The sequence below is a fragment of the Acinetobacter sp. AS167 genome (assembly GCF_037152175.1).
GTDB lineage: Bacteria > Pseudomonadota > Gammaproteobacteria > Pseudomonadales > Moraxellaceae > Acinetobacter.
Genome location: NZ_JBBCMP010000003.1, coordinates 436,599 through 449,933, shown reverse-complemented (window position 1 = coordinate 449,933; position 13,335 = coordinate 436,599). Strand labels below are relative to the sequence as shown.

Genomic DNA, 13,335 nt, shown 5'->3' with positions numbered 1-13,335 from the left:
TTAGCTTTATTTTTTGCCCTTTTTATATCAACAAGCCTATGCGATATGCATTGAGTATGCCTTAAACAAGAATTGGGCATTATTTTGTTTTTAAATAATTTTAGTTGGGTTTATATTTCAGCATAAATAAATCAATACTTTCGGCGATGATTTGCTGTTTTTCATCTTCCGTAGGAATTTGGCGAATCCCCAATAAGACCTCGTGGTGTCGAACACCCAATAATAATGACAGAATTAGATTAATTTGTTTTTCAATGTCATCTGCTTGAATAAATTTAAGTGTGCCTGCTTGTTGGAAAAAATCTTGCCAGACTGCACACATTCTTTGATGGGAAGAATTATAAAACTGTAAAGCCAAAGGATTTTTCTCTGCGGCAAGTTCTAACAACAAATGCTCGAGTTTAATGGCTTCAGGTAAGCTAATAACAGTGAGTGCCAATTCGCATGCCTGAAAAAAATGCGCATAAAAATCACTTTGAACATTAAGTCGTAATGGTCGAGCATCAATAGATGCTTCACAGGTTGCTTCAATGGCACAGCAAAATAAAGTTTCTTTATCTTGAAAATGGTTATATACCGTCAGCTTTGTGACGCCAGCTTCTTTGGCAATTTGGTTCATGCTTGAACCATGATAACCCAATTTTAGAAATAGCTTTTTGGCGGCTTCCAAAATGTGTTTCCGTTTTTCTAAGTCCTTTGGACGTCCAGCGGTTGTTTGCACAATAATTTCCAAAAAAAAATAGGTTAATTACTCTATACACAATTCACAATTACTGTACCATGCAGTATATTAATTAAAAAATGAGCAAATAAATATACTCATTCTATTTTGCCCGAAAAAATGCATTTGATTAAGAGCCTTGCCTATGCGTAGTTTAAATTTAATGATCACGAGCCTATTGGTATTGTGTAGTGTAACAATAGTGGGGTGTAGCAAACCAGCACCTGAAGCGGAACAAATTCCCTTGGTGATGGTAACCCAACCTGCAACATCACATGAAGATCAAAAAAGTTATGCGGGGGATGTCCAAGCTCGACAGCAAACAGCATTGGCATTCCGTGTCGGGGGACAAATTACAGAACGCTATGTCGATGTTGGTGCTCGTGTCAAAGTTGGTCAAGTCTTAGCAAAGCTTGATGTGAAAGATGCCCAGCTACAATTGAACTCAGCCAAAGCACAACTTGAAAGTGCGCAATCTGCGGCCAAGGCCGCAGCAGATGAATTTAAACGCTTTCAGCAACTCTTACCGATCAATGCTGTGAGTCGCTCACAATATGATTCAGTCAAAAATCAATATGATTCTGCTCAGGCAAGTTTAAAACAAGCCCAATCCAATTATGATGTGAGCGCCAATCAAACCGGCTATAACCAATTGATAGCCAATAAAAATGGGGTGATTACCCAACGTAATATTGAAACTGGACAAGTGATTTCAGCAGGACAAGCGGCATACCAGCTGGCGATTGATGGGGATCGTGAAGTGGTGATAGGTGTCCCTGAACAAGCTATTGCAGAGATTAAAGTCGGTCAAAATGCATGGGTAACTTTATGGTCTAAACCTCAAGATCGATTTGCTGCCTATGTTCGAGAGATTTCTCCAGCAGCCGATCAGTCACGTACATTTATGGTCAAAGTGGCTTTAAAAGAAGGGCAGTCCGCGATTCAACTTGGGCAAAGTGCGCGGGTATTCTTTAATCAAAATATTCAAAATGTATTGAGTGTACCTTTATCTAGCGTCTCGGCAAATAACAATCAAGCCTATATTTGGGCACTGAATCCAGACCAAACCATTCATAAGGTTTCCGTGACTTTAGGCAGCTATGGTCGTGACAATGTTACTGTCGTGAAAGGGTTAAATCCTGGACAATGGGTGGTTGTAGGAGGGGTACATTTACTTCGTGAAAAGCAAAAAATAAACCCAGTAGACCGTGAAAATCGTGCTGTAACTGTTCAAAAAGGAGCATGATCATGAGTCCATTTAACTCCTTTAATTTGTCAGAATGGGCACTCAAAAATAAAGGATTAGTACTTTATTTTATGATTTTGCTGGGTATTGTGGGTTTATTTTCCTACTCAAAACTCTCTCAGAGTGAAGATCCTCCATTTACCTTTAAAGTCATGGTCATCCAAACTTATTGGCCAGGTGCAACAGCTCAAGAGGTTTCTTTACAAGTTACTGATAAAATAGAAAAAGAACTGATGAGTACAGGGCTGTATGACAAGATTATGGCTTACTCGCGTCCTGGTGAGTCAATGGTCATGTTTATGGCAAAAGACTCATTAAAATCTAACCAAATTCCAGATGTATGGTACCAAGTACGTAAAAAAGTAGGTGATATCAAAACACAGTTACCTTCCGGTGTTCAGGGGCCCTTCTTTAATGATGAGTTTGGGGACACTTTCGGTAATATCTATGTCTTAACTGGTAAAGATTTTGATTATGCTACTTTAAAAGAATATGCAGACCGTTTGCAGCTTCGCTTACAACGGGTAAAAGATGTCAGTAAAGTCAATCTGGTGGGCCTACAAGATCAAAAAATCTGGATTGAACTTTCCAACACCAAAGCCGTGCAAATGGGTGTACCAGTTACTGCAATCCAAGAAGCCTTGGCAAAGCAAAACAGTGTAACCAGTGCGGGCTTTTTTGAAACAGGCACTGACCGTATTCAAGTAAGAGTCAGTGGTGCTTTAAAAAGTGTAGATGATTTGAAAAAAATGCCATTGTTGGTGGGAAACAGAACTATTCAACTGGGCGATGTTGCTGAAATTTATCGTGGATTTAGTGAGCCTGCACAACCTCGCATGCGTTTTATGGGCGAGAATGGGATTGGTCTAGCAGTTTCTATGCGTAAAGGTGGTGACATCATCGCACTGGGTAAAAACTTAGAAACTGAATTTAAAACCTTACAAAAATCACTGCCTTTAGGTATGGAGCTGAAAAAAGTTTCAGATCAGCCGGTGGCTGTACAACGTAGTATTCATGAATTCGTCAAAGTTCTTGCAGAAGCGGTCATTATCGTTTTATTGGTGAGCTTTTTTTCGCTTGGTTTTCGTACAGGTTTGGTGGTGGCATTTTCGATTCCACTGGTGCTTGCGATGACTTTTGCGGGAATGAATTTATTTGATGTTGGCTTACATAAGATTTCTCTAGGAGCTTTGATTCTGGCCTTAGGGTTGTTGGTCGATGATGCCATCATTGCCGTCGAAATGATGACCATCAAAATGGAGCAAGGCTATAGCCGGATGAAGGCCGCTGGTTTTGCATGGACCAGTACCGCATTTCCAATGCTGACAGGAACATTAATTACTGCAGCTGGTTTTTTACCTATTGCTACAGCCGCCTCAAGTACAGGTGAATATACCCGGTCTATTTTCCAAGTGGTCACGATTGCCTTAGTTGTCTCATGGATTGCTGCTGTGGTTTTCGTTCCATATCTAGGAGATAAATTACTTCCAGATTTTAACAAAACACCGCAAAAAGCTCCGTGGTATCAGCGTCTTTTGGCAAGATTACGCAAGCAACCAGAACCTCAGCCTGTGATTCATCATAACGGTGAACATTTTGACCCGTATCAATCTAAATTTTATCAAAGCTTTCGAAAGTTGGTGAACTGGTGTGTGACTTATAGAAAAACCGTCATTTCAATTACGGTTGGGGTATTTGTCCTGTCTGTGGTGATGTTTAAGTTTGTACCACAACAATTTTTCCCGTCTTCAAACCGTGCCGAAATTTTGGTCGATTTAAAACTAGAAGAAGGTGCATCACTGACTGCAACTGAAGATGCAGTGAAGAAAGTTGAGGCATTTTTATCCAAGCAAAAGGGCATTGATAATTATGTTGCGTATGTTGGGACAGGTACACCACGCTTCTATCTGCCTTTAGATCAACAAATGCCGCAAGCCAGTTTTGCACAATTTGTGGTTTTAGCATCTTCACTGGATGATCGTGATGAAATTCGTAAATCCTTAGATACGCAAATCCGCCAATTATTGCCACAGGTGCGTATCCGTGTCTCTTTATTAGAAAATGGTCCTCCAGTCGGCTATCCATTGCAATTTCGTGTATCGGGTGAAGATATTGCAGTTGTTCGTGAGGAAGCACAAAAAGTTGCTCAACTGGTTAGTGAAAATCCAAATACCGCAAATGTTCATTTGGACTGGGGTGAGCAAAGTAAAATTATTTCGTTAGTGATTGATCAAGACCGTGCCCGTCAAATGGGTGTGACCTCAGAAGATTTGGCGAATTTTTTAAACAGTTCAATATCGGGTGCAATTATCAATCAATATCGTGAAAAACGTGAGCTGATTGATGTTCGTATCCGAGGAGATCAAGCCGAACGTGTCAATGTTGAAGCATTATCCAGTCTTGCTGTTCCAACAAGTAAAGGCGCCACCGTACCTTTGGCGCAAATCGCTACACTTCAATATAAATTTGAAGATGGTTTGATTTGGCACCGCAATCGTTTACCGACCATTACCGTACGTGCAGATATTCGAACAAAGTTACAGCCTGCAACCGTAGTCAATGAACTGGCTGAAAAAATGGATCAGCTTCGTACAACATTACCAAGTGGTTATTTGCTAGAAGTTGGTGGCGCGGTAGAGGAGTCCGCAAAAGGGCAAACCTCTGTGAATGCAGGTATGCCATTATTCCTTGCGGTGGTTTTTACTTTGCTGATGCTTCAGTTAAAGAGTATCTCTCGCTCATTCATTGTATTTTTGACAGCGCCCTTAGGTTTAATTGGGGTGGTTTTATTCCTGCTCTTATTCAATAAGCCTTTTGGTTTTGTGGCAATGCTAGGTACTATTGCATTATCTGGAATGATTATGCGTAACTCACTGATTTTGATTGATCAGATCGAACAAGATATTCGAGCTGGGCAGAATCAATGGGATGCGATTTTGGATGCAACAGTTCGTCGATTCCGTCCAATTATTCTCACCGCCTTGGCAGCTGTATTGGCCATGATTCCGCTTTCTCGAAGTATTTTCTTTGGACCAATGGCAGTGGCGATTATGGGCGGCTTAATTATTGCGACACTTTTAACGTTATTTTTCTTACCAGCGCTGTATGCGACTTGGTTTAAGATTAAAAAAACTACAGAAAATACATAAATTGTTGAGAATATTAGGTGCGAAAAATTGAAAACTTCAATATAGTAGCACTTAATCTTTAACAGAAAATAACATAGGAAATTTTATTGCATAATAAGTAAATCGGTATGCAATAAATTTGAGGTCAAAAACACCCATGGGGCAAACAAATCCAGAACAGCATCGTAAATTTATTACGAGCTCTTATTTGTTTATGTTTCTCGCATTGTTTACGGTGATTACAGCCGTGTTGGCGTATTGGTTAGCACGTAAAGTAGCAGTGGCAGATAATGCAGAGGTATGGATACATGCGCAAGCGTTGTGGATTATGCGCAATGCTCTTATTTTTTTGATTTTGGCAGCCTTTGCTGCACTATGGTTTATTCCGTTAATCTTTTTCTATTGGGACAGTTTCATTTGGGTAAAAGCGTGCACTGTGGCAGGTGTGGTATTTAGCGCCATTGCGTGGTTATATTTACTCAATACATGGCTCAAAGGTTTTACTAAATATTTGCAGAAAAAAGCTGTTTTTTAAAAAAAACCACATTTCACGCTTGTAAAAAATAACATCGCCCCCAATTTACTCTGCATAGAAGTATTATCAAATTTTGTGGAGCATCGCCAATCATGGCTAAACGTGATTATTATGAGGTTTTAGGTGTTGCTAAAACCGCTAGTGATGATGAAATTAAAAAAGCCTACCGTAAGTTGGCGATGAAGTATCATCCAGATCGTAATCCTGACAATTCAGAAGCTGAAGAAAAGTTTAAAGAATGTGCGGAAGCATATGAAATTCTTTCTGACGGTGAAAAACGTAGCATGTACGACCGTATGGGTCATAACGCCTTTGAAGGTGGTATGGGCGGCGGTGGCTTTGGTGGTGGTTTCAGCGCCGAAGACATTTTCAGTCAGTTTGGTGACATCTTTGGTGGCGCTTTTGGCGGTGGTGGCCGTGGTCAGCAACGTGCGCGTCGTGGTTCCGACCTGCGCTATGTTATGGAATTAACGCTTGAAGAAGCGGTGAGAGGCGTTAAGAAAACCATTACCTTTACTGCACCAGCACCTTGTGATGTGTGTGATGGTAAAGGTTCAAAAAATCCAAATGATGTAGAAACCTGTAAGACTTGCCATGGTGCAGGTCAAGTGCGTATGCAACAGGGCTTCTTCTCTGTTCAGCAGACATGTAGTACATGTCGTGGACAAGGTAAAATTATTAAAAATCCATGCAGCAAATGCCATGGTTCAGGTGTATCAGATCGTCAGCAGACACTTGAAGTTACTATTCCTGCAGGTGTTGATAATGGTGATCGCGTTCGCTTAACCGGTAAAGGTGAAGCAATCCGTGATGGTCAATCTGGTGATTTATACGTTGAAGTCGTAGTGCGTGAGCACGATATTTTCCAACGTGATGGTGCAGACTTATATATGGATGTGCCAGTCAGTATCGCAGATGCTGCTTTAGGTAAAGAACTTGAAATTCCAACGTTGGATGGTCGTGTAAGTTTGAAGGTACCTGAAGGTACACAAACAGGTAAAATGTTCCGACTACGTGGTAAAGGGGTAAAACCTGTACGTAGCAGTATGCAAGGTGACTTACTTTGCCGTATTGTGGTAGAAACACCTGTACACTTGACCAGCCGCCAACGTGAGCTATTGAAAGAACTTCAAGCCACGATGGAAAGTGATGATAATAAATCGTCACCGAAGAAAAAATCTTTCTTCGATCGTTTATTTGACTAATTGAGTTTAGACCTTTTCATTTAGCAAGCTAAACATTGAATAGGTAAAAACGGAGCAACAGATCTTGTTGCTCCGTTTTTTTATTTTGATGCTTGATCCGATGGTGATAAATCAAATTCGTTGTCGTCCGGGGCAGCATCTATTGAATTATCATCTTGGGGGAGGATTACCGCGGGATTTGTTGCTGATATCGATGATTCTGACGATGGAGCGGTAGGCGGGGGGGTGTCTTCGGCCCAAACGAGTGAAACAGTTGTAGTCATCATCAATCCTAAAATGATTTTTTTGAGTTGCATGATATTTCCTCTGATATTTGCTTTTTATGATTGCATCCAAGCGTCTTTAGTTTAATAGATCTGAAAATTTAAATTTTGCTTTTTAGTTATTTTTAGCTGTAATTTAATACACATTTCAAGAATTTTTTAGATGATTTACAAACAAAATAAGTGTTGATGTTTAGCTGCAGCGTCTGATTTTTATGATGATGATTACAATTGAATTGAGCTATTTAAAAAGACAGGTCGAAGATATTGGACATACCCTCAACCACTGAAAAATAGGTGATTATTACTCGATGATTGGTGCATCAATATCTTCAACACGGACTTCTGTTTGAGGTTCAGATGCTGTGTTGCTATTGGGTTGAGCAAGCGTTTTTTCTTCAGTTGTTGCTGATGTTGTTGCAGGCGCTGATTCAGCCCAAACATTTGTCATGATCATGCCGAGTACCAGAGCGAAAGCCATTTTATTCGAATGCATATTGATCTCCTTATAAGCCATATTATTTTCATTCGTGGCATGTAGTCTGCTGTGGGATTCTTGCATTTTGATGAAATAGATTTGAAAAGTTTTAAATTTTTCAAAGTTTTATCGATATGTTTTATAAAATTAATCTATTTATTCGTTCAGGCTATTTTGGATCAATGAGCGCACAAGATCCCAAAGCAAGCAAAAAGATTGCAGTATTTTTTTATATTGAAACGTCGTCTTAGAACCGAGTTTTGTTATAGTAGAGCCAAATTTTCAAATTCAGATTTAGGAATAACGTATGTCAGCAGCTCCACGCATTGGTATTGTAGGTGCAGGTGGCCGTATGGGCCGTACATTGATTCAAGCTGTACAACAAGCTGGTTTTCAACTTGCTGCTGCAGTAGAGCGTCCAGAAAGCACATTAATTGGCGCAGATGCAGGAGAGCTTGCAGGAATTGGTGCTGTGGGGATTAAAGTGGTTGGCAACTTAGAAGAGATCCTCAACGATGTGGATGTGGTAATTGATTTTACTGCACCTGTTGCAACTGAACATAATTTAAAATTATGCAGTGCTGCTGGTGTTGCGATGGTGATTGGCACAACCGGTTTTTCGGATCAACAAAAAGAGCTGTTAAATCAATCTGCGACTCAGACACCGATTGTCTATGCTGCAAATTACTCAGTGGGTGTGAATGTTTCGATTAAATTACTTGAGCTGGCAGCTAAAGTATTTGGCGATACTGTGGATATTGAAATTATTGAAGCACATCATCGTCATAAAGTAGATGCACCATCAGGTACTGCACTGATGATGGGTGAAGCTGTTGCTGACACACTGGGGCGTGATTTAAAGAAAGTTGCTGTCTATGGTCGTGAGGGGCATACAGGTCCACGTGAACGTGAAACCATTGGTTTTGAAACGATTCGTGGTGGTGATATTGTAGGCGAACATACAGTGATGTTTATTGGCGAAGGTGAGCGTGTGGAAGTGACACACAAAGCCACGAATCGTATGAATTTTGCTGCAGGTGCTGTACGTGCAGCTGCTTGGGTTGTCGGCAAAGATGCAAAAAAATACGATATGAAAGACGTTTTAGGCTTAAATGATATTTAAGCTTAAAATCTGATGCGATAGAATTAAAACAATTAGTCAAATTTTGAACATTCAAAAATGAAAAAAACAGTGATGTTATTTGCTTGTGTAATCAGTGCTTTTGGCCTGACTACACAAGCTGCTTTACCAAGCAATGCTAAATTAAGTTTGAATAAGAATAACGTTCAGGTATGGACATACAAGGATGCCAGTAATTCTGTGTTGTCTTATAAAGCTGAAACAATATTAGACGTGCCGATTGATCGTGCTGTTGCTTTGGTATTGGACGTCAAAAACTCACCGAAATGGGTCCCCAATGTTGCCAAAGCTGAAGTGTTATCTCGCGATGATAAAAAAGGCGAATTCAGCATTTATATGGTTTTAGATTTCCCCTTTCCGTTAAAAGATCGAGATATGGTGGTTAAAGGAACCATGTCTAAAGATGCAAATGGCAGTATTTTTATTAAAAACTCTGCGATTCAGCAAGGCAAAGCAGTGAATCCTGACTATGTGCGTTTAAAAGATTATTCAGGTGATTGGACCTTTCAAAAACTGGGTGCCAATAAAGTCAAAGTCATTACCTCTGGACACGCCAATCCAGAAGGCTCTATTCCTGCAAGCTTAACCAATATTTTGGTTGAACAGCAGCCTTATCAGATGTTGCAGAAAATGAAAACAGAATTGGCAAAGAATAAACCCTTTACAGCTTTGCCTGATATTTTAAAATAGGCGTTATTAGATCAATAATCCAGAAGCAGACCTTACTGACGAAACAACGCTATATTTGAAAAAATAATGCTTGGCAGATCTTTCCGCTCATTTAAATATTGAAAGTAACCTTTCTCAATGTGTTGATATAGAAAGAAAGGTTACTTGTAGTCTTTGTGACGATTGTTAATCACTACGCTGAATGACTATACTGCCGTACAGATGCTTTATTCATTTTCATTTGAATAAAAACTAGCACTAACCCTAAAGCTGTGAGTACCGCACCTGCAATAGACACTGCAGCATAACTCATCCCCATACTCAATACTGCTCCACCAGCTGTTGCACCTAAAGCATTACCTAAATTAAATGCACCAATATTCACAGAGGATGCCAATCCAGGTGCTTCATGAGCAACAGACATGACACGCATTTGTAAAGGTGGGACCACTGCAAAGGCTGCAGCTCCCCAGACAATCAGTGCCAATGCTGCACCAATTTGAGTTTGAGCCAGGATTGGAAACAGCAACATGCTCACCATTAGTAACAGTAAGAAACTGGTCAATGTTTTGGTCAGTGACAAGTCTGCAAATTTTCCACCTAAGTGATTACCAATTGAAAAGCCAATCCCAATCAGTACCAGCATCAAGGTAATAAACATCGGACTTGCATGGGTGATGTTTTGTAGGCTAGGCGCAATATAGGTATATAGGGTAAACATTGCACCTGCACTCATCACCGTGGTGAGCAATGCAAGAACTACAGGCAACCGAGTCAGCACTTTTAATTCCGCTTTGACATCTGGACGTTGGCTTGCTTTATCTTCAGGCAAGGCTTTCCATAGCGATAACATGGTAATCACGCCGAGTAAAGCGATTGCTGCAAATGACATACGCCAGCCAATATTCTGCCCAACCCATGTGGCTAAAGGCACACCACCAATGTTGGCAATGGTGAGGCCCATAAACATGGTGGCAACTGCACTGGCTTGTTTGTCTTTAGGTACGACGCTTGTTGCAACAATAGAACCAATCCCGAAAAACACCCCATGATTGAGGCTGGTCAGAATTCGAGCGGCCATTAAGCCCCAATAATTGGGAGCAATTGCAGCGAGAATATTGCCAATGGTAAAAATAATCATGGCTAAAATAAGCGCTTTACGTCGTGGAAACCGTCCAAACCATAAGGTCATAAACGGTGCACCAATCATGACACCGAGTGCATAAGCGGTAATCAGCATACCTGCGGTTGGGATTGAAATATTCAAATTTTCTGCAATTTGGGGAAGAAAGCCCATAGGGGAAAATTCTGTTGTTCCTATTGCAAAAGCGCCAATGGCCAAGGCGAGTAAGGGAAAATTTAATTTCATGAGAAATCTCAAATATACAACATATTGAAAATGATGGCGTGTAACAGCGTTCAAGCAATCAAGTTAATGACGATCTTTACTTTTCAGCCGTTATTTTGATGAAGTGACAAAATAAAGCTTCGCAAGAAACAATCTTGCGAAGCAAGCTAAGCCATGAGCAAAAGGGGTAAAGTGTATTTCGAAGCCTAGCAAGCAAAACCTAGCAATCAAACTTTGCTAATCAAAGCCTGAGCCAAGATTTGTTCTGCTTTAAATCACTTTTACTCCATTGGCGAATTAAACATCCCACTGAGGTGCTAAGTTTTCAGGATCAACCTCACGGCCATTACGTTCCAATTGCGCGATTAATTGCATTTCTTCAGCAGATAATTGAATCTCTTGCGCTTTTAAGTTGGAAATTAAGTTTTCACGTTTAGTTGACGACGGAATGACAGCAAACCCTTTCTGCAACGCCCATGCCAATGCAATTTGAGCGCTAGAAGCCTGATGTTGTTTGGCAATTTCAGTTAACGTTGGGTCATTTAAAACTTTGCCATACGCCAAAGTCATATAAGAGGTCACATCAATATTTTGTGATTGTAAAAAGCTCACTAAATTATCATTTTGTAAATAAGGGCTAAGTTCAATTTGGTTGGTGGCAATATTTTCAAGTCCTACAGCAGTAATGGCTTGTTGCGATAAGTCGATATTGAAGTTTGAAATTCCAATATGTTCAGTTAAGCCCAGCTTTTTCGCTTCTAACAGGTTGTGCATCATTTCTGTAACAGAAATTCCTAGACTTGGTGCAGGCCAGTGAATTAAGGTTAAGTTGACAGCATCAGTACCCAGCTTCTGTAAGCTCTCTTTAAGGCTTGGAATAAGTTTGTCGGCTTGATAATGATCTGTCCATATCTTTGTTGTGATAAACAAATCATCACGATGGATATGGCTTTCTGCAATGGCCTGACCGACTTCTGCTTCGTTGCCATAGATTTGAGCAGTATCTACAGCACGATAACCAACGTCTAATGCTGTTTTCACCGAATCAATCACAGTTTGCCCTGTTAAACGGAAAGTACCTACACCAAATTGAGGAACGATGTTTGTCATACTGGATTTCACTTTATTTTCTGAGATTGAGTGTATTTTGCTACTTTAATTGTTGCGGAAAAATACAGGAATATGCAAAATGTTGTTGACTAAAAATCAACAATAAACAGAGCGCTAGCAGCAATGAAATCTACACTCGAAGAATTACAGGCTTTTATTAATATTGTCGATAGTGGTTCGATTGTTGCAGCAGCAACGCATCTTGAACAAACCACTTCAGGTGTAAGTCGAGCCTTGCAACGACTTGAATCTAAACTGAATGTCACTTTATTAGAGCGGACAACACGTAAACTTAAATTGACCCAAGAGGGGCAATTATTTTTAGCAAAAGCCCGAAAAATTGTTCATGATCTCAATGAAGCAGAAGATGCTTTATTAAAATCTGACAGTGATACATCTGGGCTGATTCGTGTGGATTCTGCGACACCTTTTGTATTGCACGTGATTGCACCATTGATGCAAGAGTTTTCTCGATTGTATCCTGAGATTGAAATAGAGTTAAACAGTAACGATCAGATCATCGATTTATTAGAACATAAAACAGATGTTGCGATACGTTTTGGGGATCTTAATGATTCGAGTTTACATGCGCGTTTGTTGTGTAAAAGCCGGTTATATATCGTTGCCAGTCCTGAATATTTAGCAACACATGGTTATCCAGAGACACCGCAAGATATTTTAAATCATACGCAAATTGGCTTTAGCAAAGTCAGTCGTTTAAATACTTGGCCGATTCGAGTCAATGGAGAAAGGCTTACTGTCAAACCAAAAATCAAAGCATCTAGTGGTGAAACTGTCCGCCAATTGTGTTTACGCGGGCATGGAATTGCGAGATTGTCTGAGTTTGAGATTTTAAAAGATATAAAGCAAGGACGCTTGATCGCTCTATTTGAAGATCAAATAGAGCTTTACGAGCAACACATCCATGCAGTGTATTATCAACAGGAACATTTACCAAAGCGTGTTCGTTTATTTATTGAGTTTTTAACGCAAAAGCTGTCAAAGTTTCGATAGTCTTTTGTGGCGGTAAATCCAGACTCAGTAAAGTTTGGCTACGGGGTTGGTGTGGATTAACCAATTGGATTTCAAAATGATCATTTGCTGTCTGAAGGCATTTAAACGCCAAGTCTTTTTGCACAGGAATATTAATTTTCATCCGCTGATCACTGCTGGCATGGTAGCGGTAGTTTCGGATAGGTGCGGTCTGATGTAAAGTTGGCTCTAAATGATCAAGTTGATATTCACCTAAATTTTGTGTTTTTAAAAAGCCTTCAATCAAAGATTTACATACAAAATGTTGTTTCTGAGCAGCTTGATTTACGTGTTGAGGTTGGCAAGCAGTTAATCCAAAGACAATACTGATTAAAGCGATCGTTCTCATTTTTTTCTCCTTTCAAATCAATTTGTTTGTAAAAATTGGCTGTGAAACAAGCATAAATCTGTTAACTTTATAGATACAGATACAACAAATATTAAAATTTGAGTACAGAT

At 39.9% G+C, this 13,335-nt stretch carries 13 protein-coding genes; 7 read left to right on the top strand and 6 right to left on the bottom strand.

Annotation, left to right across the window (positions count from 1 at the left end; all coding sequences use genetic code 11):
* Positions 1-100: 100 nt before the first annotated feature.
* On the bottom strand, positions 101-721 hold the full coding sequence (locus tag WFN33_RS08595) for a TetR/AcrR family transcriptional regulator (protein WP_336952564.1): 621 nt from the start codon (positions 719-721) through the stop codon (positions 101-103).
* A gap of 145 nt (positions 722-866) precedes the next feature.
* Between WFN33_RS08595 and WFN33_RS08590 the strand changes: the two genes are divergently transcribed.
* The 4 genes from WFN33_RS08590 to dnaJ all read left to right on the top strand — a co-directional run bounded on the left by WFN33_RS08590 (position 867) and on the right by dnaJ (position 6,835).
* On the top strand, positions 867-1,967 hold the full coding sequence (locus WFN33_RS08590; RefSeq protein WP_336952563.1) for an efflux RND transporter periplasmic adaptor subunit: 1,101 nt from the start codon (positions 867-869) through the stop codon (positions 1,965-1,967).
* Between the two features lie 2 nt (positions 1,968-1,969).
* Positions 1,970-5,116, top strand: a complete 3,147-nt coding sequence (locus tag WFN33_RS08585) for an efflux RND transporter permease subunit (RefSeq protein WP_336952562.1) — start codon at positions 1,970-1,972, stop codon at positions 5,114-5,116.
* Between the two features lie 136 nt (positions 5,117-5,252).
* Positions 5,253-5,630 carry a hypothetical protein gene (locus WFN33_RS08580; protein WP_004718846.1) on the top strand — a complete coding sequence of 126 codons (378 nt, stop codon included), beginning with the start codon at positions 5,253-5,255 and terminating at the stop codon, positions 5,628-5,630.
* A gap of 92 nt (positions 5,631-5,722) precedes the next feature.
* Complete coding sequence (gene dnaJ / locus WFN33_RS08575) at positions 5,723-6,835, top strand: molecular chaperone DnaJ (protein ID WP_004718844.1); 1,113 nt, start codon at positions 5,723-5,725, stop codon at positions 6,833-6,835.
* Between the two features lie 80 nt (positions 6,836-6,915).
* On the opposite strand, the gene WFN33_RS08570 is transcribed toward dnaJ, so the two are convergent.
* Both WFN33_RS08570 and WFN33_RS08565 read right to left on the bottom strand, forming a co-directional pair.
* Entirely contained in the window at positions 6,916-7,131 is a 216-nt protein-coding gene (locus WFN33_RS08570) for a hypothetical protein (RefSeq protein ID WP_336952561.1), read from the bottom strand.
* Positions 7,132-7,402: 271 nt separating this feature from the next.
* Positions 7,403-7,594: a hypothetical protein gene (locus tag WFN33_RS08565; protein ID WP_336952560.1), complete on the bottom strand. Its 192-nt coding sequence runs from the start codon at positions 7,592-7,594 to the stop codon at positions 7,403-7,405.
* A 289-nt stretch (positions 7,595-7,883) separates the two neighbouring features.
* On the opposite strand from WFN33_RS08565, the gene dapB reads away from it, so the two are divergent.
* The gene (gene dapB / locus WFN33_RS08560) at positions 7,884-8,699 is read left to right on the top strand and encodes a 4-hydroxy-tetrahydrodipicolinate reductase (RefSeq protein ID WP_336952559.1); all 816 of its coding nucleotides are present in this window, start codon (positions 7,884-7,886) and stop codon (positions 8,697-8,699) included.
* Positions 8,700-8,756: 57 nt separating this feature from the next.
* Positions 8,757-9,407: an START domain-containing protein gene (locus tag WFN33_RS08555; protein ID WP_336952558.1), complete on the top strand. Its 651-nt coding sequence runs from the start codon at positions 8,757-8,759 to the stop codon at positions 9,405-9,407.
* A gap of 172 nt (positions 9,408-9,579) precedes the next feature.
* On the opposite strand, the gene WFN33_RS08550 is transcribed toward WFN33_RS08555, so the two are convergent.
* Positions 9,580-10,755, bottom strand: a complete 1,176-nt coding sequence (locus tag WFN33_RS08550) for an MFS transporter (protein WP_336952557.1) — start codon at positions 10,753-10,755, stop codon at positions 9,580-9,582.
* 276 nt (positions 10,756-11,031) lie between these two features.
* Positions 11,032-11,844, bottom strand: a complete 813-nt coding sequence (gene dkgB, locus WFN33_RS08545) for a 2,5-didehydrogluconate reductase DkgB (RefSeq protein ID WP_336952556.1) — start codon at positions 11,842-11,844, stop codon at positions 11,032-11,034.
* A gap of 123 nt (positions 11,845-11,967) precedes the next feature.
* Between dkgB and WFN33_RS08540 the strand changes: the two genes are divergently transcribed.
* A complete protein-coding gene (locus WFN33_RS08540; protein ID WP_336952555.1) occupies positions 11,968-12,858 on the top strand; it encodes a LysR family transcriptional regulator in 891 nt (296 codons plus the stop codon).
* Here the strand turns inward: WFN33_RS08540 and WFN33_RS08535 are convergent.
* Positions 12,818-13,225: a hypothetical protein gene (locus WFN33_RS08535; protein WP_336952554.1), complete on the bottom strand. Its 408-nt coding sequence runs from the start codon at positions 13,223-13,225 to the stop codon at positions 12,818-12,820. The genes WFN33_RS08540 and WFN33_RS08535 overlap by 41 nt on opposite strands.
* Positions 13,226-13,335: the final 110 nt, after the last annotated feature.